The sequence below is a fragment of the Janthinobacterium sp. GW458P genome (genome assembly GCF_002127585.1).
Classification (GTDB): domain Bacteria; phylum Pseudomonadota; class Gammaproteobacteria; order Burkholderiales; family Burkholderiaceae_D; genus Janthinobacterium.
The window spans coordinates 1-24,392 of the sequence record NZ_NEGZ01000054.1; the positions used below are offsets into that span (position 1 = coordinate 1).

Below are 24,392 nucleotides of genomic sequence, written 5' to 3' on the forward strand. Positions count from 1 at the left end.
CGGCCGGCGCGTACACGGTGACGGCTTGCGCGTCCGACTGGCGCGCCTGCAGGCCCGTGCCCGTCAACAGGATTTGCAGGGCCGCGCCGGGCGCATGCGCGCCGCGCACGGCGCCGGACTGGCGCTGCGCATGGCGCTGGTCCACCAGCACGGCGATGCCCGTGCGGCGGCTGTACAGGTCGAGCGCATCGCCGAGGTTCTGCGCGGCGATATCGAACTGCAGCACGGCGCCATCGGCGGCGGCCTGCGCCCGCACGGGACCGGCGGCGGTCAGAAAGCCCAGCAGGACCAGGTATCCCGCCAGCGCAAGCACGTGAACGGATGCCGGGCTGCCTGTCATATCGCTATCGTGTCGCTATCGTGAAAGGGTGGAAAGACACTGCATGGGAGTGTTATCAAGTAACAATTCTTGCGTCAACTGCAATAGCCTACACAGCAAAAATGACGGCTTCGTGACATGCCGGAACGGCGTAAATTTCGCCATGCGGGACATCGAGCACGGCGGCAATTTCGGCTACACTGGCTGCTACTTTCCCTTTCAGACGCCTGATGATCGAAAAGAACCTGCCCGAGCTGGTCATGCTGAAACGCCTCATCGACGAGGGCGGCAGCCACCTGGAAGTGGCCACGCCCTGCAGCATCGCCATGGATGGGCGCGAATTTCCCGTGTACACGATTGCCCTGGGCAACCCCGGCCCGGACGTGCCCGCGCTGGGCTTTTTCGGCGGCATCCACGGCCTCGAACGCATCGGCACGCAAGTGCTGCTGTCCTTCCTGGAAAGCCTGTTGGCGCGCCTGCGCTGGGACGCCACCCTGCACCAGCAGCTGGAAACCATGCGCCTCGTGTTCATGCCGCTGGTCAATCCCGGCGGCATGTGGCAAGCCACACGCTGCAATCCGCAGGGCGTGGACCTGATGCGCAACGCGCCGCTGAGCGCGCGCGAAAGCGTGCCGTTCATGCTGGGCGGCCAGCGCTACAGCCGGCGCCTGCCGTGGTACCGGGGGCCGCAGGGCGCGCCGATGGAGCCGGAAAGCCGGGCCGTGTGCGAGCTCGTCGAGCGCGAACTGCTGTCGCGCCAGTTCAGCATGGCGCTCGACTGCCATTCCGGCTTCGGCTTGCGCGACCGCATCTGGTTTCCCCACGCGCACACCAAGGTGCCGATCGCGCATCTGGCCGACATCGGCGCGCTGGAGGAGCTGTTCAGCGAAAGCTATCCCAACCACAACTATGTGTTCGAGCCGCAAAGCCGCCAATACCGCACGCACGGCGACCTGTGGGATTATCTGTATTTGAACGGCACCAGCTACAGCGAGCGCGTGTTCCTGCCGCTGACGCTGGAAATGGGCTCCTGGCTGTGGGTCAAGAAAAACCCGCGCCAGCTGTTCAACCGCGTCAGCATCTTCAACCCCACGGCCGCGCACCGCCTGCAGCGCGTGCTGCGCCGGCATCTGGTGTGGTTCGACTTCCTCATGCGCGCCGCCAGCAGCCACGGCCGCTGGATGCCCGAGGGGCTGGCGAGAAAAGCGCAGCGCCGGCGCGCCCTGGCGCAATGGTATGAAACATGACGCAGATCAACACGGGCGACCGCTGGGTGCTGCTGCGCGGCCTGATGCGCGAGCAGCGCCACTGGGGCCGCTTTCCCGCCACCCTGGCGCGCGCCCTGCCCGGCGCCACCATCATCACGCCCGACCTGCCCGGCAATGGCACGCAGCATGCGCAGGACAGCGCCACCCGCGTGTCGCGCATGGTGGAAAGCTGCCGCCAGGAGCTGCTGGCGCGCGGCATTGCGCCGCCGTACCGCCTGCTGGCCCTGTCGCTGGGCGGCATGGCGGCCGTCGAATGGGCGCACCGCTACCCGCACGAAGTCGCCTGCTGCGTGCTCGTCAACACCAGCATGCGGCCGTACAGCCCGTTTTACCGGCGCCTGCGCTGGCAGAATTACGGCGCCCTGCTGCGCCAGCTGCTGCTGGGCGACGCGCGCAGCCAGGAAGCATTGATATTGCGCCTGACCAGCCGCCGGCATGCGGGCGGCAACCCCGCGCTGCTGGCCGACTGGCTCAGCTACCAGCAGCAATACCCGGTCAGCCGCCGCAACGCGCTGCGCCAGCTGCTGTCGGCCGCCCGCTACCGCGCTCCGCTCACCCGCCCGGCCATGCCCGTGCTGGTGATGGCCGGCGCACAGGACCGGCTGGTCGACCACCGCTGCTCGCAGCGCCTGGCGCGCGCCTGGCAGGCCGATTGCCTGATCCACCGCGACGCGGGCCACGACCTGCCCCTGGACGAGGGGGAATGGCTGGCGCAATCGGTGGCGCGCTGGCTGGGGGTGGAAGTGACGAACCATGCCGCTGCAGGGCAGTCATCATGCGGATAACAAACCAGCATACAGACCAACTGGCGGCGCTGGCAGAGGCCGGCGTGCACGTACGCATGTCTCTGATTCCTACAAGCGCAGGCTGACGGCAATGGCGAGCAGCAGCGCGCCGGCCGCGGCCAATAGTGCGCTATTAAAATTGTGCGACTGCGCATACAGGCTGCCGGCCAGCACGGGGCCGATGATCTGGCCCACGCCGTACACCACCGTCATCCTGGCCATCATATTGGTCCCGGCCTTGACGGCGGCCCGCTGCGCGGCCGGCATGGCGATGGTTACCGTGCCGACAAACGTGCCGCCGACGAGGATGGCGCTGAGCAGGTAGCCGGCGGCCGACGGCGCCAGCACGGGCAAGGCCACGCCCAGCGCCTGCAGCAGCAGATTGAGCCGCAGCGCCCGGCGCGTGCCCAGGCGTTCGTGCAGCCGGTGCCACAGGAAGCACGACGGCGCAGCGCCCAGGCCGAAGACGGCCCACACGTGGGCGGAATTGATTCCGGGCAAGGCCGCGCCCACCAGCACGGGCAGATACGTGGCCGTGACGATGTAGCCGAGCCCCGCCAGCCCGTAAATCAGCACCAGCGGCCACGGTGCCACGGATGCCAGCGCCGGTGCAGCTGCTTGCGGCGGCGCATCCGGCGGCGCCTGGCCGCCGGCGGCAATCGCCGGCGCGGCCGCCAGCCCCGCCAGCACGGTGACGCCGGACAGCAGCAGCCACATGCCCGCGCTGTGCAGGCCCAGGCGGGCTGCCAGCACCAGCAATTCGGCCGACACGGCAATGCCGGCGCCCACGCCCGCATACAGCAGCGGCGCGCCGCGCCCCTGCCCGCGCTGCACCAGCAGCCACAAGGAAGCGGCCACCATGGCCAGAGCGCTGAAGACGCCCGCCGCGCCCCGCACCGCCACGAAGAGCCAGACAGGCATCGGCATCGCCAGCACGCCCAGGCACAGCGCCGTGCCGGCCACCGACCACAGGCACAGCCCGTGCGCGCCGGACGCCCGCGCGCGCATGGCCAGGATGGCGCCCAGCAAATAACCGGCATAGTTGGCCGAGGCGGCCAGGCTGCCGTCGCGCAAGCTCAAGACGCCTTCCGCCACCATGTGCGGGTAGATGGCCGTGAAGGCGAAGCGGCCGAAGCCCATGCCGATGGCCAGAATGGCCGCCGCGGCGATGGCCGAACCCAGCCTGGCGGCCCCGCTCACGGCGCCGCCTCGCCCAGCTGCGCCAGCAAATGCCGGAAAGCGGGCACGTCGAAGCCCGCGCGCCACACCAGCAAGGTGTCGGCTTGCCCGACGGAAATCGTGGCCAGCACGGCCCGCGCATCGGACAGCGCCAGCACGCTGGCCGGCAGCACGGTCACGCAGGCGCCGGCCGCCACGCAGGCGATCATGGTGTGGTAGGAACTCAGCTCCTGCACGCGCCAATCGGTCGAACCTGCAACGCCCAGCACCTCTTCGGCGATGCCGCGGTAGGTGCAGCCTTGGGGAAATGCCGCCAGCGAGCGCGTGCGCACGTCCGCGGGGCGGCGCGCCTGCGCTTCGCTGGCCGGCAGCAGCAAGCACAGTTCCTCGCGCCACACGGCTTGCGACGCCAGGCCCAGTTCCTGCAGCGCGGCCTTGCCGCCGAACGCTGGCGGCAAGGCGACAAAAGCGCAGTCGAGCAGACCCGTGCGCACTTGCTCGATCAGGGGACGCGACGGCCCCGTGCCCAGTTCCAGCCGGGTCGCCGGATAGCGGGCGTGATACGCGGCCAGCAGCGCCGGCAGGCGGCTGGCCGCCGTGCTTTCCATGCTGCCCACGCGCAAGGTTCCGCCCTCGCGCCCGCCCGTGACGACGTGGCGGGCCTCGTCCGCCAGCGCCAGCAAACGCCGCGCATACTCGAGAAAGCGCTCGCCCGCCGCCGTCAGCGCCATGCGTTTATTGGCGCGCACGAACAATTCCGCGCCGATATCGGCTTCCAGCTGCTGGATGCGCGTGGTGACGCTGGACGGCGCGCGGCCCAGCCTGGCCGCGGCCTGGGTGACGCTCAGCTCACTGGCCACGGCGCAGAAAATCGTCAGGGATTCCATGTCCATCATGTTCTCGATTGAAGAATTATCATGATATTATATTCTTAAATTAAGAATTGAATGCAGCATCCTCAACTTGATGAAGGAAACATCATGACTTCAATCCAGCGCTTCCTCGGCCGCCTCGGCCTGCAGCACCCCATCATCCAGGCGCCGATGGCGGGCGTTTCCACGCCGCGCATGGCGGCCGCCGTCTCGCATGCGGGCGGCCTCGGTTCGCTGGCCATCGGCGCGGGCACGGTGGCGCAGGCGCGCCAGATGATCGAGGAAACCCGCGCGCTGACGGACCGCCCCTTCAATGTGAACGTGTTCTGCCATGCGCCGGCGGCGCGCGATGCGCGGCGCGAAGCGGCCTGGCTGGCCCACCTGGCGCCCCTGTTCGCGGAGCTGGGCGCGCCTGTGCCCGTGGCACTCGATGAGATATATCAAACGTTTCTCGGCAATGAGGCAGCGTTTGCCCTGTTGCTGGAACAGCGTCCCGCCGTCGTCAGCTTCCATTTCGGCTTGCCGGCGCGGCAGCAGATCGCCGCCCTGCGCCAGGCCGGCGTCTACACCATGGCCACGGCCACCAGCGTGCGCGAAGCGGCGCTGATCGAACAGGCGGGCGTCGACGCCATCGTGGCGCAGGGCGTGGAAGCGGGCGGGCACCGGGGCGTCTTCGATCCGCAGGCGCCCGACGAGCGCCACAGCACGTCAGTACTGCTGCGCCTGCTGGCGGGCCGCACCACCCTGCCCCTGATCGCCGCCGGCGGCATCATGGATGGACAAGGCATCCGCGCCGCGCTGGACCTGGGCGCCGCGGCGGCCCAGCTGGGCACGGCCTTCGTGCTGTGCCCGGAATCGTCGGCCAATGCGGGCTACCGCGCCAAGCTGCAAAGCGCGCGGGCCGCTAGCACGCGCCTGACCAGCGTGCTCTCTGGCCGCCTGGCGCGCGGCATCGTGAACCGCCTGATCGAATATGGCGAAGCGCCGGGCAGCCCGCCGCCGGCCGATTATCCCGTCGCCTACGATGCCGCCAAGCAACTGAATGCGCTGGCAAGCCGGCACGGCGACAGCGAATTCGCCGCGCAATGGGCCGGCCAGGGCGCGCCGCTGGCGCGGGAAATGGGGGCGGAGGCACTGGTATTGACCTTGGCAAGGGAAATGACGGCTTGATGTACGGATGCCGCTCACCTGCGTGCCGCCATGACAGCTATTCAGTTGGCTGCGCGCCGTCCGGATGCTGCGACCAATGATTGCATCCGGCCCCGAATCCATCCTTGATCGCAGTTGAATCAGATAAACAACATGCGCTTTCCAGTTGCTGGCATCCTGGCCATATCGGAAAAGCCTTGGAAGAAGAATGGAATGTTGTCTGCCGGGTCACCACGCAAACGACCACGTACTTTGGCCCAGGTGGCGATGGCAATGTGCGTTTCAGGCTCCCCCACTACCAGTACGGGGCCTTGCGTATCGTCCAGCCATGCATACTCGCCACCATACTGTGTACGCGCAACTTCAAGGATATAGCAACCGAACAGTTGAGCTAAACCTGAAATTTGGGATTAGGGCATTTCTTCTGCATGACTTGATGCTTCCGCGAGCATCTCTTCCACGATTGAAAGGCTGGCTTCAGAAAAATCAAGACCGCCATTGGAGCGCTCATGGAAGGCATCTATGGCGCGCTTGGCCGTATTGACCACGTCCAGAAGAACTGTTGTCATTAATTTCCTTTACATAATCTTATGCTTGATCATTGCGTCCGCTCCCGCCTCTTCCTTCACGCCCGGAAGTCCTCGTGGAGGCAGCAGGCGCCTCGTTCAATTCGACACGTGGAAACTGAACCACTTGTTTTCTGTTGCTTGAAGTAAGCCCCGAATCCCGAAGTAAAGGTCGATTCCTTTAATTTCGACAGGCAATGAAGCCAACTTTGGAAGCAATTCGTCCACCCATCCAGGTTTTAAAAAGGTTTTCAGCACACGTAGCGTATTCTGCTCATCTTGAATATCAAGGATGGTGAGATTATTGATTCGATCCTTGCCAAGTGGCGCCATGCCGATGCCTTGATAATACGCCCATATATGGGCAACAGGTCCTGTGTAGGAACCGAAAGAGATCAGACGGCGAGGATTTTTGATGACAAGATTCCCGCCGCAACCTATCCAGCCAAGCGGAAAGTAGAACGTGTCGCCGTTTTCAAGCACCTGCTCTCGCCGGTAACCCATTTCCGATGCGCTATTTCCAACAAACAGGCTCGATAAGTAAAGCGCTTCAGCTTCCTTGAAAATTTCGGTGTCGGTTTCGGCAGGTCGGTAATCAAAGTCGGCCAGGCAAGGTTGAGTACCACTAGCTGCTGTAGTAGCGCATTCCTGTCTATCGACAACGAGACCGCAGCAGATACAAACAGTTGCGCCTGACGGGCCATATAAACCACACATTTCGCAGATGGAACGTTCGTTCATATACTCCCATAATAAATTGGCTGCATGTGACGTGGCCGGTCAAGATGCGCCGTTGGCGCGAGAAATAACAACGATACCATACGCCGCACGCCAGTTGCTTGTCATATTTTATATCGTCGCCAAAATACATAGAAAACCAGACCGCAGAGAAAACCATGCACTCCGAACCATAGGGCGATTGCAGCATACTCCAGCCACGCTGGCGTCATCGGATGACCATGGTCATACAACATAGAAACATGCTCATGCCATTGAATATTTGTCGTATATCCATGCACGTTGCGGGGACGCGCGATAATCATATAAGGGAGCATCGCAAGGACGGTGGCACAGCCGTTTAAACTGAAGAAATTGAGTTTTTGTGTCTTGTGTAGCGCATCAAAGCACGGAATACCGAACAAGAGTATTGCCAAACCAGAAAAAAGCAGTACAGCTGCCGGGTAAAAAACCAACACTTCAAAGGGAGGAAATTCGCCTGGGAAGATGACAAGGAAGGTAATCAGACCAGGCAATGGCTGCAATAAAATGGCGACAATGGTGGCAAGAGCAATATGCAAAGTCTTCATGAATCTAGTATTCTAGTAGCCGCAATAGGCGTTAATCAAAGACAATTCGCTGCCCCAGCTCAAATATATTTTCATGGCAATAAAATAGAATAAGAGGCGTGTCGTTCGAATATACCATCGCGTCATCGCGTAAAGGGACAAAGATATCCGGCCAATTTTCTATGAAGAACACGCTGCTGCATGAAAAGCACTCGTCCTCTCCAAACACAACGACAAGCTGCTGCGCTCCCGGCACGCGCGCACGCAGCCATTGAGTAGCGGTGGCCGCATCCTCTGCGCATTCGAAGCGCTCGACCGAGCCGACGCTGTTGCCGTTCAGCCCGGAATGCGTCTTCGAGTCATAAAGGCCAAGCAAGTCATATGCACGTCGCGCAGCCACCGCATCAAGCCAGACGATCTGCGCCGAGTGATGTTTTAACTCCTGAGCCCGCCAATGCGTTACGTTCATGCTCTCTCAACATCTACAATGTTCACGGCCATACGTTCAGCGAGTGAGGGAAGCGGCCGGCAATGACGCCTGTCGCCAACGCAGGAACACCGGCACAGCGCTCCGCTACGGCAACCGGTGCCGGAACGTCGGCTCGATATGGCGCGCGTGCAGCCAGCGCACGATGTCTTCCAGCGTGGCATCCTGCAGCAGCAAGCCAGACGCGGTGGCAGACGTTACCGACGGCAACGCAGCTGCCACGGGAACGGGCGCAGGCACGGCATCGACCAGCCCCGCATGTCCCTGCAATTTCGCCAGCGCCTGCGCGAACTGGGCTGGATTGATGCTGCGCAAGCTTTCCAGGAAGCCCAGCTGGGCGGCCGGTGGCGGCGGCATGTCCAGGCCCGGCTCGTCGACGAAGGCGGCGCCCATGCTGGGGTGGATGAAGGCGGCCCACTTGCCCGACGGCTGCAGGCATGGCGGCAGCGCCGCCTGTTCCACGTAGGCGGGCGGCGCAACGGCGAGGATGTCGGTCGAGGCGGGTAAAAAAGTGGAACGCAACAGCTGCGCGAACTGGCGCGCCTGGGCGGCGGGCACGGGCGTGGCCAGCGACAGCCATAACTGAAATGCCGTGCCCGAGATGCTGACGGCGGGCGCCGGCAAGTCCAGCTCATGCTGCACGGCATTGGCGATCGTGCACAGCGCGCTCCAGTGCGCTTCGCCGCCGCCCTTGCCGCCAAACTCCAGCACCAGCGCGCGCGCCAGGCCGCGTTCGCTCACCAGCTGCACGGCCACCGTCTGCTCGCCGGACAAATGGCGCGCCAGCACGGCCGGCATCAAAGGCTGGGCGCCGCCCTGCGCATCGACGTATTGCTGCTGTTCCTCGAACAGGTACAGGCGGGTGAGTGCGGAAATCAGTTTATGCATGGGCGGCCTCGTAATGACGTTGAGCAACACTTGTCAACGTGCACGGATTATAGCCTCCCGGCCCCTGGCGCACCCGAGCGACCGGCGCGAAACACCAGCCCGCTGGCCGCGGCACACAGACAGGCCGCCACGCCGCCGTACAGCATCACGGCGCCAAAGATTTGTGCCAGCGCAAGCCTGACGACGCCGGCCGAGGCGTTCGGCCGATGGCTGCGCGAGTGGTCAGCCGCGCCGGCGGCATGACAGCACCAGCAGCAAGGCCAGCGCCAGCATGGCGGCCGCGCTGCCCAGCGCCACGGTGACGCGGTGCGCCAGCAGCGGCACGCCCGCCAGCTGGCCCGCGCCCACGCCTGCCACGGCCACCAGCGTCGCCAGCCCCAGCGAACTGCCCAGCTGGTGCGCCACGTTGACGATGCCAGATGCCGCGCCCGCATCCTGTGCCGGCACGCCGCCCACGCCGGCCGCCGTCAGCGGACTGAGCGCCATGCCCTGCCCCGCGCCGATCAGCAGCATCGGCAGGGCCACGCCCAGCCAGTAGGCCGTGTCCGCGTCGACACGGCTCAGCCATGCCATGCCCAGCAGGGTCAAGCCCAGTCCCATGGCCAGCAGGCGCGCATTGCCCAGGCGGCGCATCAAACGCGGCACGCACAGGGCCACGCCGAAGTTCACCAAAGTCATGGGCAGGAAAGCGAGGCCCGTCAACGATGGCGGATAGCCGAGCACCACTTGCAAAAATTGCGTGGTGAAAAAGAAGAAGCCGATCATGGCCCCCATGAACAGCACCCTGGCCCCGTACGCCGCATTGCGTTGCCTATCGGCAAACAGGCGCAGCGGCAAGATCGGTTGCGCGGCGCGCCGCTCGATGGCAATGAAAGCGGCCAGCAGCAGCACGCCTGCCGCCAGCGCGCCTTGGGTCAGGGCATCGCCCCAGCCGGCGCCGGCCGAGCGGATCAAGCCATACACGAGGGCCGCCATTCCGACGGTCGAGCTGGCGGCGCCGGCCACGTCGAAGCGGCCCCGGCTCGTTTCACTTTCCGCAATGAAACGGCGCGCGGCCACCAGCATGGCGGCGCCAATGGGCAGGTTGAGGAAGAAGCCCACGCGCCACGACAGCCATTCGGCCAGCACGCCGCCCAGCACCAGGCCCACGCTGGCGGCGATACCGGCCACGGCGCTGTACAGTGCGATGGCCCGCGTGCGCTCGCGCCCCTCCGCAAACGTGGTTTGCAACAGTGCCAGCGTGGATGGCGCCAGGATGGCCGCGCCCGCGCCCTGGATGGCGCGCGCGGCGATCAGCATGGCCGGCGACTGCGCCAGGCCGATGGCCAGCGACGCCGAGGTGAACAGCGCCAGGCCCAGCTGCAGCAGGCGGCGCCGGCCGTACGCATCGCCGGCGCGCGCGGCCAGCAGCAGCAAGCCGCCAAACGTCAGCGTATACTCGCTTTGCACCCAGGCCAGGCCCGTATCCGTAAAGCCCAGTTCCTGATGGATTTTCGGCAAACCCGTCAGCACGATGGACGTGTCGAGCACGATCATCACATAGCTGACGAGGATGATGGCGAGGATGGCCGCCTTGTGCGGCGGGGACGGCGCGGCGGCGTGAGCGGGGAGATTGTTCATGCCACCACTATAAGGCTGGCGCATTACGATGAATAGATGCTAAAGTCCGCATGAACTTATTAGCAGGATTAATGAATGGCGCAGACCAACTTCAACGACATCCTCGCCTTCGTGGCCGTGGCCCGCGCCGGCAGTTTTACCCGGGCGGCGGCCACGCTGGGCGTGTCGCAGTCGGCGCTGAGCCAGACGGTGCGCGCGCTGGAAGAACGGCTCGGTCTGCGCCTGCTGGTGCGCACCACGCGCAGCGTCTCGCCCACGGACGCGGGCGAACAGCTGCTGCGCACGGTGGCGCCCCGCTTCGACGAGATCGAGGCGGAGCTGGCCCTGCTCAGCGAGCGGCGCGACAAGCCGGCCGGCAACATCCGCATCAGCGCGGGCGAGCATGCGGCGCTGACCATTTTGCAACCGGCCATCGCCCGTTTGCTGCCGGACTATCCCGATATCAATATCGAGGTCGTCGTCGACAACGGCATGACCGATATCGTCGCCGCGCGCTGCGATGCGGGCGTGCGCCTGGGCGAGCAAGTGGCCAGGGACATGATCGCCATGCCCATCGGCCCGGATTTCCGCATGGCTATCGTCGGCTCGCCCGCCTACTTCGGCCGCCACGCGCCGCCCGCCACGCCGCAGGACTTGATGGCGCACAACTGCATCAATATGCGCCTGCCCACCCTGGGCGGCCTGTATGCCTGGGAATTCGCCAAGGATGGACAGGAACTGAAAGTGCGCGTCGAAGGGCAACTGACGGTCAACAACATGGCCATGCGCCTGCATGGCGCGCTCGACGGCCTGGGCCTGGCCTGCATGGCCGAAGATTTCGTGCTGCCCTGCCTGGCCGACGGCCGCCTGGTCCGCGTGCTGGACGACTGGTGCCCCGCGTATGCAGGCTACCAGCTGTACTACCCGAGCCGGCGCCACCCCTCGCCGGCGTTCACCGTGCTGCTCGACACCTTGCGCTATCGGGGAGTTTGAGGCAGCGCAATCATTCACCGGGGGGCAACAGTGAATTGAATGAACGCGCATTTACCGTGCGGCGGCGCAGGACTATAGTGGCATCTTTCCCACCTGATCAAGGATCGCCATGAAACTCTTCTACTCGCCGGGCGCCTGCTCGCTGGCACCCCACATCATCGCGCGCGAAACGGGCGCGGCCTTCACCCTCGTGAAGGTCGACCTGGGCCAGCACCGGACGCAGGAAGGCAGCGATTACTACGCACTGAACCCGAAAGGCCAGGTGCCCCTGCTGGTTCTCGACGATGGAGCCACCCTGAGCGAAGGCCCCGTCATCGCCCAGTACCTGGCCGAACTGGCGGGCCGGCACGACCTGCTGCCGCCCGTGGGCAAGCTGGCCCGCTACGAGGTGCTGGAATGGCAGAACTACATCACCTCCGAGCTGCACAAATCGTTCAGCCCCCTGTTCGATCCCCGCTACGACGCCGCCGCCAAAGCATTATTCATCGAGCAACTTGGCAAAAAATATAAGTACGTGGACAGCCGCCTGGAAGGCCGCGCCTACCTGACCGGCGAGCAATTCACCGTGGCCGACGCCTATCTGTTCGCCGTCACGGGCTGGGCGCCGAACGTGGGCGTGGATTTGTCGCAGCTGGCGCATGTGCAAGCCTTCCTGGGCAGGATGGCCCAGCGCGACAGCGTCAAGGCGGCTTGGGCAGCAGAAGGCCTGGCAAAAGCCGCCTGAATCCCGCGCCGTGGTGCACGGCTCACGTCTTTTCGGACTTGCCGTGCATCACCATGATGGTTTGCTGCATCAGCGCACACAGGGTTTCCTTGCCATCGCGCACGGCGAACACTTCGGCCTGCGTGACGATCAGGGTGCGCCCCGGACGCACCACCTTGCCGCGCGCGATCAGTTTCTCGCCATCGGCGGGCGCCAGCAGGTTCATCTTGTATTCCACCGTCAGCACGGAGGCGCCATCGGCCACCATGGTCATGGCCGCGTAACCGGCGGCCGAGTCCGCGATCATGCCCACCACGCCGCCATGCACGAAGCCGTGCTGCTGCTCGATGCCGCTCCAGTGCGGCACGTGGATTTCCGTGCTGCCATGCGCCACCACGGGCAGGCTGGCCTGGATCAGGGTCATGGCATTTTGCAAGTCAAAACTGGCGCGCACGCGGTCGGCGAAGTGCGGATCGGGAAGACGGGGCGTGTTCATGGGCTGTGCGCTTTCAGGGAGGGAACGCCGTACTGTACCCGCTTATGCCTGTCCGCGCCATGTTGTGGCGCTTGCCAGTTTGCATGGCGGATGCGGTAATATCGTCATGTCAACGCCAGCTCCCTCGCTCCCACCTGCCGCCGCGAAAGATCCGCCATGGAAGAAGAATACGAAGTACCGAGCCCCCATGAACATGCCGTGGAAGAGGCGACGGAGAAGGAACGCGACGGGCTGACGCAAAAAATCGCCCTGATGACGGCCATCCTCGCCACCGTCGGCGCCCTGATCAGCTACCAGAGCGGCAATGCGCAAAACGAAGCCATGTTCCTGAAGAACGAAAGCATCCTCAAGCAGGCGCAGGCGAGCGACCAATGGGCCTTGTACCAGGCGAAATCGACCAAGGGCCATATCGCCGAGGCGACGGCCGCCCTGGCCACGGTGCCCGAGGTGCGCACCCGCTACCTGGCGGAGCAGGCCAGGCAGGAAAGAGAAAAACGGGTCGTGCAAGCGGGCGCGCGCCAGCTGGAAGAACAATCGAAAAAACTGGGCGAGGCGTCGGAAGCCAAGCTGCGCCCGCACGAACGCCTGGCCATGGCCCTGACCTTCATCCAGATCGCCGTGGCGCTGGCCGCCATCACCGTGCTGACGCGGCGCCGCTGGCTGCTGTGGGGCTCCGTCGGCGCGGCGGCGGCCGGCATCCTGGCGGCCGGCAGCGCCTTCCTGCTGTAGACGCTGTCAGGCGGGCGGCAGCACGCCGCTCCAGCCGGGCAGATAGCGGGCCGGCTGGCTGCGCGCCAGCTTCATCGCTTGCGCCAGTGCCTTGGAGAAATTTTTTTGCAGGCTGGCCGGCGCAATGCGGCTGCGCAGGAAATCGGCCCACAAAAACTCGCTGAACGGCGTCACATCCTTGGCGTAGCCGCCCGCGCTGCGCAATTCGCCGGCCAGACTGCGGTAGGGATCGTCGCGCAAGCCGCTCAGGTGGCGGGGGATGGCGGAAAAATCGCGGCGCAAGCCTTCGCTGTCATACGGGTGCACCCACTGGTGGTGGTCCATCACATGCCAGAAGTGCAAGGGTTCCAGCCAGGACAGATCCTTGAGTATCATCAGGCTGACGGTTTTCACGCCTTCCTGGTGCAGCGCCAGGCCGAAATGGTGGTGGTCGACGATGTAGTGGCGTCCTTCCGGGCCGATGATGCCGGGAAACCAGTGATCGGCCAGCGCCGCCGCCCGGGCCTTCCTGCCCAGGCTGGCCCAGTGCGCGCGCTTGAGCGCCACCTCGGCCATGCCGACCGTGATCTGCGTGGGCAGCAGCTTGTTCAGCCTTGCCTTGACCAGTTGCGGTTTCGCCCTTGTCATGCCATCTCCCGATATGCATCGCCTGGCCGCCAGCGTAGCATAGTCGCCGCTACTTTTCAGGCGCGGCAGCGTCCAGCAGGCGCACGGCCTCGGCCACGCTGAGTTCGCTGAGCAGCAGCGCCGGCCCCGCCTGGACGGCCAGCAGGTCGCCCAGCGCCAGCTGCAGCACCATGTACGCCGGCTCCTTCAGCCGCGCCAGGGCCAGGGACAGCCGCTGCTGGCGCACGAACGCGGCGAAGTCGCGCAAGGCTTCGACGCTGCTGCCATCGAGGTCGGGCGACTCTTCCAGGCTGAGGATCACCTTGCGCAGCGGACCGGCCCGCTCTTCCACCAGGGCGCGCGCCAGGTGCAGGCTGCGCTCGGCATTGACAAAGAACAAGGGTTCGTCGAGGCGCAATATCAGCAGCTCCGGCTGCGCCCGCGCATTGCGGTGCAGCGCCAGCTTGACGTAGTCGTGGCTCTCGCCCAGCCGTCCCAGCACGGACATGCCGGGCCGCGACAGGCGGCGCAGCATCAGCAGCAGGCTGATGGCGATGGCCACCAGCAAGCCGTCGAGCACGCCGAACAGCAGCACGCCGGCAATCGCCGCCAGCACCAGCAGGCGGTCGCGGCGCCAGGCAAAGTAGGGTTGCAGGGAAACGGGGTTCAGGGTATGGCTGACGGCATGGATGACCACGGCGGCCAGCACGGGCACGGGCGTGAGCGCCACCAGCGGCAGCAGGGTCAGCACGATGACGCCTACCACGGCGGCGGCCACCAGGCCCGCCAGGCGCGAGGTGGCGCCGGCCGCCTCGTTGGCCGACGTGGCCGAATAGCCGGCGCCCACGGGCATGGCTTGCAGCAATCCCGCCAGCACATTGGCCATGCCCAGCGCCAGCAAGTCGCGCTCGGGCGCCACGGGGTCGCCGTGCTTCAAGGCAAAACTGCGGATGGCGCCATACGATTCCGCATACAGGATCAGCGCCAGCGCAAACGCCAGCTCGGCCAGGCGCGTCCATTCCGCCTGGGTCAGGCGCGGCAGGACGGGCATGGCCAGGCTGACGTCGATGGCGCCCACCAGGGCCACGCCGTGGCCGGGCAGGTCCAGCCAGCGGCCCGCGCCGATGCCCAGCGCGATGACGATCAGGCCGGCGGGCCAGCGCTGCGCGCGCCGCAGCAGGAACAGCAACAGCAGCGCCGCCGCGCACAGGGCCGCGCCGCGCCCGTTCCACTGTCCCGCCCGCGCCAGCAAGCCGGGCACGAGATGCAGCACGTCGCCCTGCGGCGGCTGCACGCCCAGCACGCCGGGCAGCTGCTTGACGATGATGACGATGGCCAGGCCGAAGGAAAAGCCGCGCAACACGGGCTTGGCGATGAATTGCGTGACGCTGCCCAGCCTGGCTACCCAGGCCAGCAGGAAAAATCCCCCCGTCAGCATCACCAGTCCCGCCATCAGCATGAGCCGGTGCCCCGCCGTGCCGCCCGGCATGGACGCCATGGCCGCGGCCAGCACGGCGGCCGACGACGAGGTGGCCGAAACGATGGCAAAGCGGCTCGTGCCCAGCACGCCATAGCAGAGCAGGCCCGCGAACAGGGCCAGGATGCCCGCCTGCGGCGCCAGGTTGCCGATGCTGGCATACGCCACCGCTTCCGGCAGCAGCAGGCCGGCAATCGACAGGCCGGCGCTGACATCCTGCCAGCGCTTCGTTTGCGTCGCAGCCGGTGTGCTCATGGCGAGGCTCCTGGTGGCTGGCACGGGTCCGCGCCATGGTGCGGCAAAACGGCGGCATGCGGGCTCACGGCGCCGCGGAGCTGCCCGCTTGCGTCACTTGTCTGGCGGCGCGAACGATGGAATAGATCGCCGCGCCGATGCGTTCATGGGGCACGTCCGGCTCCGTCCGCAAGGCAACGCTGGCAATGTTCTTCTCGGCCAGGACGGCCAGCATCTCTTGCACCGTGTGGACGCGCTGGCCCGCCACGATGATGTCTTCCTTGCCCACCATGACGACCGGCGGCGGTGGCGGCACGCTGGCGCAAGCGGCCAGGCACAACAGCAATGCCGCCGCGCTCCCTGCATGGACGATTTTGCACATGTTTTTCCCCTTTCCCGCAGCTTACAGGCGCCGGACTGGCGCCGCAACAGGCGCAGACTATCCCCGGCACGCCGCGCCGTGCGAAAATGCCCGCCTTTGCCATTGTCGGACTTTCCTCATGCCGCACGCTGCCATTACTCCCCTTTCCGAGCGCGACGCGCGCCGCGTCGCGCGCCACGCCCAAGCGGCCGACGCCGCCCGCTTCCTGCACCCGGTCCAGCAAGCCTTGCTGCACCGGCGCGGCTGGCTGACGATGCTGGCGCCGCGCAGCGCGGGCGGCGCGGAACTGCCGTTGCCGCAGGCGGTGCGCCTGGAAGAAGCCGTGGCCGCCGCCGACGGCAGCATGGGCTGGGTGCTGACCCTGTGCGCGGGCGCCGGCTGGTTCGCCGGCTTTCTGGCGCCGGAACTGGCGCGGGCCATCATCGGCACGCCGCGCGTCTGCCTGGGCGGCAGCGGCGCGGCCACCGGCTACGCGGAGGAAGAGGGCGAAGGCTACCGCATCACGGGCAGCTGGGACTACGCCAGCGGCGCGCCCATGGCGACCCACTTCACCCTGAACGCCCGGCTGCAGCGCGCTGGCCAGCCCCTGCTCGACGAGCAAGGCAGGCCGCGCATCCGCGCTTTCCTCGTGCCGGCCGCGCAGGTGCAGCTGCTGCCCTCGTGGAACAGCCTCGGCATGCGCGCCAGCGCCTCGCACAGCTACCGCATCGACGGCGCATGGGTCGGCAAGGAACACGGCTTCACCATCGATGCGTCCGCCGCGACGGCCGCCGGCCCCCTGTACCGCTACCCGTTTTACTCGCTCGCCTACGTGACCCTGGCCGCCAACGTGGCCGGCATGGCCAGGCACTTCATGGAACTGGCCGAGGAATGCATGGGCCACCGCCGCCATGCGCGCGCCGGCCTGCCGCTGCTGGCGGTGCCGGCAGTGATATCCTTGCTGCAAAGCAAAAAAGACGCCTGCTCTGCCGCCCGCGCCCGCTACTACGCCGTGCTGGACGCCAGCTGGGCGCAGGTGGCAGGCGGCGCGGCGCTGGACGCGGACGCCATGCAGGCCGTGCAGGACAGCGCGCTCGACTTGGTCGCCGTCTGCCGCGCGGCCGTCGACGGCCTGTATCCGTATTGCGGCCTGTACGCGGCGCGCGAAGACAGCGCCATCAACCGCGTGTGGCGCGATTTCCATACGGCCAGCCAGCATGCGCTGCTGTTGCCATAAGCGGCAGGAACCCGGCACGCCGCCATGCCGCGCATGGCCGCTTCGGCATGCGGACGCCATGCAAGCGGCAATTGCCTGATAATATCGGGCATCGCGACTTCCCGGCCCCCATCCATGCACGTCAACACGCTCAGCAGCCTGGCCCAGCTCATGGCCTGCGCCGAAACGGAAACCCTGGCATTTCCTACCAGCATCAATACGGCCCTGCTCCTGCAGAAGGAGCTGGCCAACCCCGATTGCCATTCGGCCGACATCAGCCGGCTGCTGCTGTGCGAGCCGACCTTGTCGGCCCGCGCCGTGGCGCTGGCCAACTCGGCCATGTTCGCGCGCGGCCAGGCGCCCGCCGTCACCAGCGTGCGCGCGGCCGTCGAGCGCCTGGGCCACCGCAACCTGTATTCGCTGGCGACGGCGGCCGTCATCCGCCAGCTGAACGCCGGCATCCGCGACACGGCCTTGCGCACCCGCGCCACCCAGCTGTGGGCGCATACCGTGCATGTGGCGGCCCTGTCGCATGAAATCGCCGGCGCCGTCACGCAGACGGATGCCGATACGGCGCTGTTTGCCGGCATCGTGCATGAAGTGGCCGGTTTTTATCTGCTGGCCCAGGCCGACAAGACGCCGGGCCTGTACGCCCAGCTGGAAGCGCAGATGGCGCCCGCGCTGGAACTCGTCGGCCGCGCGCTGATGCGCCAGCTGGGCGTGCCGCAGGCCGTGGCTGACGCCATAGTCGCCCTGCCAGGCTCGACCATCATGCTGCCGCCCGAAGGCTTGCGCGACACCCTGCTGCTGGCCAAGGCGCTGGCGCCCGTGCCCTCGCCGCTGCCGCAGGCCAGCATCACCGTCAGCGACCGGCTGCGGGCCTACCTGGACAGCGATCCCGTGCTGCGCGCGCTGCGCGAGCAGCCCTCGGCCGAGGCCAGGGGCCTGATCGCCGTACTCCTCAGCTGAAAGACGATCTGCTATGATGGCGCAGGCCGGAAACGACCCGGCCCGCTTTCGTTGATATCCTCCACTGCCTATCAGTCCACTGGAAAACTGCCTTGACTATCTCCTTACGCATGCTCGGCCTGGCCGCAGCACTGACCGTGGCGTGCAACGCCAACGCCGACAGCTTCGTTTCCTCGGCCTCCAGCGCCGGTTCCCAGTCGAGCGGCAGCATTTCCGATTCGCTCAACGGGTCGAGCAACAGCTCCTCGCGCGACAACAAGGTGGCCAATGGCCCCTACCGCATCATCGACGTGGCCGCCGTGCCGGGCCGCGACGGCATGACGCGTTTGACCATGCAGGCCGACGCCACGGCCACGCCGCTGGTGCTGGACCTGCCGCAGGCGGCGCTCGACAAGCAGCAACTGGCGCAGGGCGACGTGGTGCATGCGCAAAACCGCGCCTACGGCATCGAATTCTCGCGCAATGACACGCGCGCCGCCTTCTTCCTCGTGCTGGCCGACGACTGGTACGGCGAACTGGCCACGCGTCCCGTCAGCCTTTGATTTTGCGCAAGCTGGCGCCGCTGCTGGCCGGCTGCGCCGCCCTCGTCCTGGCTGGCGCCGTCCAGGCAGCTACTTCGCTCGCCTCGTCGCGCTTTTGCGACCGCGCCCAGGAACTCACGGCCACGGAGCAGGACCGGCTGCTGCGCTTTGCCGCCGTCGTGCGCGAGGAACTGGCCGCCAGCGAAGGCAGCGTGGCCCTGATCAGCCGCTCCGGCCTGGACCTGGCCCGCTTCGGCATCCGCTATTCCCACGCCGCGCTGGCCTGGCGCCACGACAACGACAGCGGCTGGTCCGCGCGCCAGCTGTACTACGCCTGCGACGAAGGCCGCCCGCGCATCTTCGACCAGGGCACGGCCGGTTTCGCCATGGGCACGGCCAATCCTTCGCTCGGCTACATCTCGCTGGTGAAGCTGCCGGCGGAAACCGTGCCGCCCCTGCGCCGCGCCCTGCTCGACCCGGTGCGCGTGCAGCAGCTGCTGGCGGGCCGCTACAGCGCCAACGCGTATGCATTCAATTTGAAATACCAGAACTGCAATCAATGGGTGGTGGAAATGCTGGCCGCCGCCTGGGGCGAACTGGCCGAGGGCAGCGACTTGCGCGCGCGCGCCCAGGACTGGCTGCGCGCGGCGCCTTACACCCCCGCCGCCGTCGACGTGGGCGCCCGCTGGCTGATGCTCGGTTCAATCTTCGTGCCCCTCGTGCACATGGACGACCATCCGCCCGAGGCCATCGGCACGATGCGGCTGGCAGTGAGCCTGCCGGCCAGCCTGGAAGCGTTCGCGCGCCAGCGCCTGCCCGCCAGCGAGCGCGTGGAAATCTGCCACGACGGCAAACAGGTGGTGGTGCACCGCGGCTGGGAAGCCATCGCCGACGGCTGCGTGCCCGGCCCGGACGACCGCGTCATCGCCCTCGACGATACGCCGCGCAGCATGCCCTAAGCAGTCCGGGCGGCCAGCGCCGCCTCCACCCGATCGAGCAGGCCGGCAGCTTCCGGCCCTTGCGCCATCCGGCGGGCCACGTCGCCGCACGCCAGCTGGACCTCGGGCGCGGCCAGCAGGCGCGCCAGCTGCCGCCGCATGCGCCCCGCCGACAGGCGCTTAGCCAGCAAGACCTCGCCCACGCCGAGCCGCCTGGCGCGCCAGCCGTTGTCAAACTGATCGTAGGCGAACGGCACGATCAGTTGCGGGATGCCCGCGCGGAAGGCGTCCGCGCTGGTGCCGATGCCGCCGTGGTGCACGATGGCCGCCGCGCGCGGCAACAGCGCCGCGAACGGCGCGTGCGCCTGCCACATGACGTTCGGCGGCAAATGCTGCGGCAGTTGCGCCGCATGGGGCGTGAGGAACAAGCCGCGCCGCCCCAGCCGCCGCAAGACCTCCAGGGCGATGCAGAAATAGCGCTGCGCGTGCTGGTGCCCGGTGCCAGGAGTGAACACGATCGGTGGTTCGCCCTCGTCCAGAAAGCGTTCCAGCTCCGGCGGCAGCGCCGCGGCGCCATCCGGGGCGGCGGCGGTGAAACCGGCTTGCGCGAAGTGCGGCGGCCAGTCCGCCTGCGGCGCGGCGAACCAGGCGGGAAACAGCCCCAGCGAGGCGTCCGGCGCGGCCAGCATGTGCGCGAAAAAATGCGCCTCCGGCGGCAAGCCGTGCCGCGCGCGCGCGCCGTTCAGGCCGGGCAGCATCAGCGGATCGATCATGGTGCGGTGGATCATGCGCCACAGGGCCTGGCGCCAGCCCAGCGGCACCCAGGCGGGAATACGCAGCGAGCCGGCCGCCAGGCAATCATGGCTGCTGCACAGATTCGATGGCGCGAGGTAGGCCGCGACGATGCGCAGGTCCGGGCGCGCCGAGCGTGCCAGGGCGGCCATGGGCACCAGGATGGGGTGGCACAGCACCACGCAAGCCTCGCCGTCCGGCAAGCCGCGCACGATGTCGCGCACAGCGCCCAGGTGGGGCACGAGGCCATTCCACACCACGCCCCAGCCCTTGCGCTCATCCCACAGGCCCGGGTTGCCCAGCATGGCCTGCCCCTCTTCCGCGCTGCCGAAGGTGCGATACGGCAACATTGACGCCTGCGCGGCCGCTTCCTGCCAGCCCGGCACCAGCAGCAGCACGCGCCGCCCCCGTTGCCGCAAGCCCCGCGCCAGCGCGATAAACGGCTGCATGTCGCCGCCCGTGCCGCTGCTGGCGACGATGACGAGCGGCGGGCTGTCAGCAGCCATGCCGCCCTCCGTGCCTGGCGGCGCTCATCGGTGCGCGCCGCGCGCCGGCAGCTGCAACACCATATCCCACTGGTCGATGCCGGGCCCGAAGCCGTCCGGCGTCACGTTGACCGTCACGAAACCGTAGCCCGCATAGAAGCCTTGCGTGTGCTGGCTGGTATTCATGCGCACGCTGGCGATTCCCGGCACGGCGCCGATGGCGTCCAGGCGCGCCTGCGTCAGCGCCCGGCCCAGTCCCTGGCCATGCGCATCGTGCGCCACCATGCCCCAACACAGGCTGGCGACGCTGCCGCCCGCCTCGATGGCATGGCCGCCGCAGGCGACGATGCGGCCGTCGCGCAGGATGACCAGATACGGATGCGTCGAAGTATCGAGCCAGGCGGCAAAGTCCGCGCGCTCGGACGGGTCGAAAAAGCGCGGCGTATTGCCGTCAAAGAGCGCCAGGCAGGCGTCGCGGTCGCCGGACCGGTAGGGACGTACTGTTTGCATTTTCTGTACTCAAAAGAACATGAATGCCGATTATAGGCGATGCGCATTCATGCCAGCTGCGCCGAACCGACGATATGCACGCCCGGCGCGGCGGCCAGCGCCGCTTCCAGCAAGGCGCCGGCGATGCGCGGCGCGGGATTGATGCGCCAGCGGCGCGGCAGCACGGGACCGAGCACGCGCAGGATGCGCAAGGCGGCGCCCTCGCCCGCCCGCGCCACGGCGCGCTCGCCGCCGATCAGCCCGGGCCGCACGTGCGTGAGCGATGCAAAACCCAGCTGCTCCAGGCCGCGTTCCAGCTCGCCCTTGACGCGGTTGTAAAAAATGCGCGAAGCGGCGTCGGCGCCGGCCGCAGAATTGAGCACGTACGTGCGCGTGCCGGCCGCCAGCGCCAGCCGCGCCACGGCCAGCGGATAGTCGTGGTCCACGCGCGAAAATATTTGCCGGGTGCCGGCCACCTTCATCGTCGTGCCCAGGGTGCAGATGACGGCATCGGCCTGCCACCAGGATGCGTCAGGCGGTAATTGATCGAAATCAATGAGCGGCGCGGACAGCCTGGGATGGGGCGGCAGCGGCCGCCGCACGGGCGCCACGATGGCCGTGATCCGCGCATCCGTCAGCGCCAGGCGCAGCACTTCGCTGCCGACGAGGCCGGTAGCGCCTACGAGCAGTAATTTCATTGCATCCCAGTATAAAGTTGCTCACGGACACCACCATACACGGAACTCAGGACAGGCGCAGCGCCAGCGCGGCCAGGGTCGCCAGCAGCACGGGCACGGTCAGCACGATGCCGACGCGGAAATAGTACCCCCAGGAAATGTGGATATTCTTGCTATCGAGCACGTGCAGCCACAGCAAGGTGGCCAGGCTGCCGATGGGCGTGATCTTCGGTCCCAGGTCGCTGCCGATGACGTTGGCGTAAATCATCGCCTCGCGCACGGCGCCCTGCGCCGTCGTCGGGTCGATGGCCAGCGCGCCCACCAGCACCGTCGGCAGGTTGTTCATCACGGACGACAATACGGCCGTCAGCACGCCCGTGCCCATGGCCGCGCCCCACACGCCGTACTGGGCGAAATGGTTGAGCATGCCCGTCAGGTAAGCCGTCAAGCCGGCATTGCGCAGGCCATACACGACCAGATACATGCCCAGCGAAAAGACGACGATATGCCACGGCGCATGGCGCAGCACGTGCCGCGTGGAAATCACCTGCCCCCTGCCCGCCACGCCCAGCAGCAGCGCGGCGCCCGCGGCGGCGATCAGGCTGATGGGCACGCCCAGGGCTTCCTGCGAGAAAAACCCCGCCAGCAGCAGCGCCAGCACCAGCCAGCCGGCGCGGAAGGTGGCCAGGTCGCGGATGGCCGCTGCCGGGCGTTTCAGTTGCGCCAGATCATAGTCGCGCGGAATATCCCGGCGAAAAAAGAGCAGCAAGGCCGCCAGGGTGGCGGCCACGGCGACGACGTTGACGGGCACCATCACGGACGCGTACTCGGCAAAGCCGATCTTGAAAAAGTCGGCCGAAACGATATTGACCAGGTTCGACACCACCAGCGGCAGGCTGGCCGTGTCGGCGATGAAACCAGCCGCCATCACATAGGCCAGCGTGGCCCTGGCGGAAAATTTCAATGCCCGCAGCATGGCGATGACGATGGGAGTGAGAATCAGCGCGGCGCCGTCGTTGGCGAACACGGCGGACACCAGCGCGCCCAGCAAGACCAGCAGCACGAACAGTTTCCTGCCGCTGCCGCCGCCCCAGCGCGCCACGTGCAGCGCGGCCCACTCGAAGAAGCCGGCCGCGTCCAGCAGCAGGCTGATGATGATCACGGCAATGAAGGTGCCGGTGGCGTTCCACACGATGTGCCAGACGACGGGCAGGTCGCCCCAGTGGATGACGCCGGCCAGCAAGGCGACACAGGCGCCGATGACGGCGCTCCAGCCGATGCCCAGGCCGCGCGGCTGCCAGATCACCAGGGTCAGGGTGGCGAGAAAGATGAGGAAAGCGGTCAGCATGCGGTGTGGCTTCCGTGCGATGCGGCATTGCGGGCAGGAAGCGCCGCGGCCTGGGTGGAGATTCAATATTTCAATATTACTGGAATTATTGAATAAATGCAAAACGGCCAATGCCGGCACTCGCAAACCGGCTGGCGGCGGCGTCCATATGGCTGTCGGCGCGGCGGCACGAGAATGTTGATAGAATGAAATAATTGGTGAGAATCTCACACATTCAAACGTGTGACACTAATGCAATCATACTTTTATTGCATAGACATGAGCTCCCATCCAGCGCGAAAAATCGGCAGGCACGGCACACGGCGGCACGGCCGTCTGGCCACTGCCGCATGCCGCGCGGGAGCAAGACTGGCCATGCAGGGTCACTGCACCTTTGTCCGCCCGGCATGATCAGCGCGGCCATCGAGCACATCGCGGAGCAGCTGAACCAGTTCCTGCGCCGCAGCCACCAGCTGGCCGACGATATCGTCGTCGTCTCGAACATCGTGGCGCAAAATGGCTCGGTGGCGCCGCACATAGCCAACAAGCTCGTGATATGCCTGGCGAATATCGAAAAAGATACGTTGCCGCAACAATCCTATGCGCCGCACGACGGCGCCGGCCGCGCCGCCGTGTATGGCAAGCCCCTGTTTCTCAATCTGTACGTGGTGGTGGCGGCCAATTTCAGCGACAAGAACTATCCCGAAGCGCTCAAGTTCATTTCCAGCGCCATCGGCTTCTTCCAGCACACGCCCGTCTTTGACCACCAGGTCACGCCCGGACTCGATGCGCGCATTGAAAAGCTGCTGCTCGACATGGAAAACCTCAAAACCCATGAACTGAGCAATCTATGGGGCATGTTGAGCGGACATTACCTGCCCTCCGTGCTGTACAAGGTGCGCATGATCGGCTACGGCGCCGGCCCGCTGGCCGGCCAGGCGACGACGGTGGCGCAGCCCGTCACCAGCGCGGGACACTGAC

28 protein-coding genes are annotated in these 24,392 nt (G+C 66.6%); 11 read left to right on the forward strand and 17 right to left on the reverse strand.

The genetic code is table 11. The features are described 5' to 3' along the window. Positions 1 to 340: STN domain-containing protein (locus CBW50_RS22940; protein ID WP_216356397.1), on the reverse strand; the 340-nt coding region annotated here is incomplete at its 3' end. 209 nt (positions 341 to 549) lie between these two features. Between CBW50_RS22940 and CBW50_RS22945 the strand changes: the two genes are divergently transcribed. Next, the gene (locus CBW50_RS22945) at positions 550 to 1,566 is read left to right on the forward strand and encodes a M14 family zinc carboxypeptidase (protein ID WP_086147689.1); all 1,017 of its coding nucleotides are present in this window, start codon (positions 550 to 552) and stop codon (positions 1,564 to 1,566) included. Continuing rightward, complete coding sequence (locus CBW50_RS22950; protein ID WP_086147690.1) at positions 1,563 to 2,372, forward strand: alpha/beta hydrolase; 810 nt, start codon at positions 1,563 to 1,565, stop codon at positions 2,370 to 2,372. Before CBW50_RS22945 ends, CBW50_RS22950 begins: the two co-directional genes overlap by 4 nt. A 69-nt stretch (positions 2,373 to 2,441) precedes the next feature. On the opposite strand, the gene CBW50_RS22955 is transcribed toward CBW50_RS22950, so the two are convergent. Together CBW50_RS22955 and CBW50_RS22960 are read right to left on the reverse strand one after the other, a co-directional pair. Continuing rightward, positions 2,442 to 3,572 (reverse strand): YbfB/YjiJ family MFS transporter, encoded by a 1,131-nt coding sequence (locus CBW50_RS22955; RefSeq protein ID WP_253251978.1) that lies wholly within the window; start codon positions 3,570 to 3,572, stop codon positions 2,442 to 2,444. Beyond that, positions 3,569 to 4,447 (reverse strand): LysR family transcriptional regulator, encoded by an 879-nt coding sequence (locus tag CBW50_RS22960; RefSeq protein ID WP_301178819.1) that lies wholly within the window; start codon positions 4,445 to 4,447, stop codon positions 3,569 to 3,571. Before CBW50_RS22960 ends, CBW50_RS22955 begins: the two co-directional genes overlap by 4 nt. Positions 4,448 to 4,531: 84 nt before the next feature. Between CBW50_RS22960 and CBW50_RS22965 the strand changes: the two genes are divergently transcribed. After that, a complete protein-coding gene (locus CBW50_RS22965) occupies positions 4,532 to 5,593 on the forward strand; it encodes a nitronate monooxygenase family protein (RefSeq protein ID WP_086147691.1) in 1,062 nt (353 codons plus the stop codon). 389 nt (positions 5,594 to 5,982) lie between these two features. Here CBW50_RS22965 and CBW50_RS29500 read toward each other — a convergent pair whose 3' ends face one another. The 6 genes from CBW50_RS29500 to CBW50_RS22985 all read right to left on the reverse strand — a co-directional run bounded on the left by CBW50_RS29500 (position 5,983) and on the right by CBW50_RS22985 (position 10,419). Continuing rightward, on the reverse strand, positions 5,983 to 6,141 hold the full coding sequence (locus CBW50_RS29500; RefSeq protein WP_172404863.1) for a hypothetical protein: 159 nt from the start codon (positions 6,139 to 6,141) through the stop codon (positions 5,983 to 5,985). A gap of 96 nt (positions 6,142 to 6,237) precedes the next feature. After that, a complete protein-coding gene (locus tag CBW50_RS29105; protein WP_139842608.1) occupies positions 6,238 to 6,879 on the reverse strand; it encodes a hypothetical protein in 642 nt (213 codons plus the stop codon). A gap of 101 nt (positions 6,880 to 6,980) precedes the next feature. After that, the gene (locus CBW50_RS29110) at positions 6,981 to 7,445 is read right to left on the reverse strand and encodes a hypothetical protein (protein ID WP_139842609.1); all 465 of its coding nucleotides are present in this window, start codon (positions 7,443 to 7,445) and stop codon (positions 6,981 to 6,983) included. Positions 7,446 to 7,476: 31 nt separating this feature from the next. Next, positions 7,477 to 7,893, reverse strand: coding sequence for a hypothetical protein (locus tag CBW50_RS22975; protein WP_086147693.1), 417 nt, complete (start codon positions 7,891 to 7,893; stop codon positions 7,477 to 7,479). Between the two features lie 105 nt (positions 7,894 to 7,998). After that, complete coding sequence (locus CBW50_RS22980; RefSeq protein ID WP_086147694.1) at positions 7,999 to 8,799, reverse strand: hypothetical protein; 801 nt, start codon at positions 8,797 to 8,799, stop codon at positions 7,999 to 8,001. Between the two features lie 222 nt (positions 8,800 to 9,021). Continuing rightward, complete coding sequence (locus CBW50_RS22985; protein WP_086147695.1) at positions 9,022 to 10,419, reverse strand: MFS transporter; 1,398 nt, start codon at positions 10,417 to 10,419, stop codon at positions 9,022 to 9,024. Positions 10,420 to 10,494: 75 nt separating this feature from the next. Here CBW50_RS22985 and CBW50_RS22990 point away from each other — a divergent pair, with 75 nt between their 5' ends. Together CBW50_RS22990 and gstA are read left to right on the forward strand one after the other, a co-directional pair. Beyond that, positions 10,495 to 11,391, forward strand: a complete 897-nt coding sequence (locus tag CBW50_RS22990; RefSeq protein WP_086147696.1) for a LysR family transcriptional regulator — start codon at positions 10,495 to 10,497, stop codon at positions 11,389 to 11,391. 109 nt (positions 11,392 to 11,500) lie between these two features. Beyond that, a complete protein-coding gene (gene gstA / locus CBW50_RS22995; RefSeq protein ID WP_086147697.1) occupies positions 11,501 to 12,115 on the forward strand; it encodes a glutathione transferase GstA in 615 nt (204 codons plus the stop codon). A gap of 22 nt (positions 12,116 to 12,137) precedes the next feature. Here gstA and CBW50_RS23000 read toward each other — a convergent pair whose 3' ends face one another. Continuing rightward, positions 12,138 to 12,590, reverse strand: coding sequence for a PaaI family thioesterase (locus tag CBW50_RS23000; RefSeq protein ID WP_086147698.1), 453 nt, complete (start codon positions 12,588 to 12,590; stop codon positions 12,138 to 12,140). Between the two features lie 156 nt (positions 12,591 to 12,746). On the opposite strand from CBW50_RS23000, the gene CBW50_RS23005 reads away from it, so the two are divergent. Then, positions 12,747 to 13,319, forward strand: coding sequence for a DUF4337 domain-containing protein (locus CBW50_RS23005; RefSeq protein WP_086147699.1), 573 nt, complete (start codon positions 12,747 to 12,749; stop codon positions 13,317 to 13,319). A 6-nt stretch (positions 13,320 to 13,325) separates the two neighbouring features. On the opposite strand, the gene CBW50_RS23010 is transcribed toward CBW50_RS23005, so the two are convergent. The 3 genes from CBW50_RS23010 to CBW50_RS23020 all read right to left on the reverse strand — a co-directional run bounded on the left by CBW50_RS23010 (position 13,326) and on the right by CBW50_RS23020 (position 16,018). Then, positions 13,326 to 13,946, reverse strand: a complete 621-nt coding sequence (locus tag CBW50_RS23010; protein WP_086147700.1) for a ParB-like protein — start codon at positions 13,944 to 13,946, stop codon at positions 13,326 to 13,328. Positions 13,947 to 13,995: 49 nt separating this feature from the next. Next, the gene (locus CBW50_RS23015; protein ID WP_086147701.1) at positions 13,996 to 15,657 is read right to left on the reverse strand and encodes a SulP family inorganic anion transporter; all 1,662 of its coding nucleotides are present in this window, start codon (positions 15,655 to 15,657) and stop codon (positions 13,996 to 13,998) included. A gap of 64 nt (positions 15,658 to 15,721) precedes the next feature. After that, complete coding sequence (locus tag CBW50_RS23020) at positions 15,722 to 16,018, reverse strand: hypothetical protein (protein ID WP_139842610.1); 297 nt, start codon at positions 16,016 to 16,018, stop codon at positions 15,722 to 15,724. Between the two features lie 118 nt (positions 16,019 to 16,136). Here CBW50_RS23020 and CBW50_RS23025 point away from each other — a divergent pair, with 118 nt between their 5' ends. From CBW50_RS23025 to CBW50_RS23040, 4 genes are all read left to right on the forward strand, one after another. After that, positions 16,137 to 17,234 (forward strand): acyl-CoA dehydrogenase, encoded by a 1,098-nt coding sequence (locus CBW50_RS23025; RefSeq protein WP_086147703.1) that lies wholly within the window; start codon positions 16,137 to 16,139, stop codon positions 17,232 to 17,234. Between the two features lie 114 nt (positions 17,235 to 17,348). Then, a complete protein-coding gene (locus tag CBW50_RS23030; RefSeq protein ID WP_226935611.1) occupies positions 17,349 to 18,182 on the forward strand; it encodes an HDOD domain-containing protein in 834 nt (277 codons plus the stop codon). Between the two features lie 110 nt (positions 18,183 to 18,292). Next, positions 18,293 to 18,724, forward strand: coding sequence for a hypothetical protein (locus CBW50_RS23035; RefSeq protein WP_086147704.1), 432 nt, complete (start codon positions 18,293 to 18,295; stop codon positions 18,722 to 18,724). Continuing rightward, entirely contained in the window at positions 18,721 to 19,662 is a 942-nt protein-coding gene (locus CBW50_RS23040; RefSeq protein WP_086147705.1) for a DUF2145 domain-containing protein, read from the forward strand. The genes CBW50_RS23035 and CBW50_RS23040 overlap by 4 nt, the downstream gene beginning before the upstream one ends. On the opposite strand, the gene CBW50_RS23045 is transcribed toward CBW50_RS23040, so the two are convergent. Genes CBW50_RS23045 through CBW50_RS23060 form a run of 4 tightly spaced genes read right to left on the reverse strand, consistent with a single transcriptional unit; the run spans position 19,659 to position 23,432 of the window. Next, complete coding sequence (locus tag CBW50_RS23045) at positions 19,659 to 20,939, reverse strand: nucleotide disphospho-sugar-binding domain-containing protein (RefSeq protein ID WP_086147706.1); 1,281 nt, start codon at positions 20,937 to 20,939, stop codon at positions 19,659 to 19,661. The genes CBW50_RS23040 and CBW50_RS23045 overlap by 4 nt on opposite strands. Positions 20,940 to 20,963: 24 nt before the next feature. Then, positions 20,964 to 21,428, reverse strand: a complete 465-nt coding sequence (locus CBW50_RS23050; protein ID WP_086147707.1) for a GNAT family N-acetyltransferase — start codon at positions 21,426 to 21,428, stop codon at positions 20,964 to 20,966. 47 nt (positions 21,429 to 21,475) lie between these two features. Then, positions 21,476 to 22,105, reverse strand: coding sequence for an NAD-dependent dehydratase (locus CBW50_RS23055; protein WP_086147708.1), 630 nt, complete (start codon positions 22,103 to 22,105; stop codon positions 21,476 to 21,478). A gap of 46 nt (positions 22,106 to 22,151) precedes the next feature. Next, positions 22,152 to 23,432, reverse strand: coding sequence for an arsenic transporter (locus CBW50_RS23060; RefSeq protein WP_086147709.1), 1,281 nt, complete (start codon positions 23,430 to 23,432; stop codon positions 22,152 to 22,154). A gap of 386 nt (positions 23,433 to 23,818) precedes the next feature. Between CBW50_RS23060 and CBW50_RS23065 the strand changes: the two genes are divergently transcribed. After that, positions 23,819 to 24,391 (forward strand): DUF4255 domain-containing protein, encoded by a 573-nt coding sequence (locus CBW50_RS23065; RefSeq protein ID WP_086147710.1) that lies wholly within the window; start codon positions 23,819 to 23,821, stop codon positions 24,389 to 24,391. The last annotated feature ends 1 nt before the right edge of the window (position 24,392 follow it).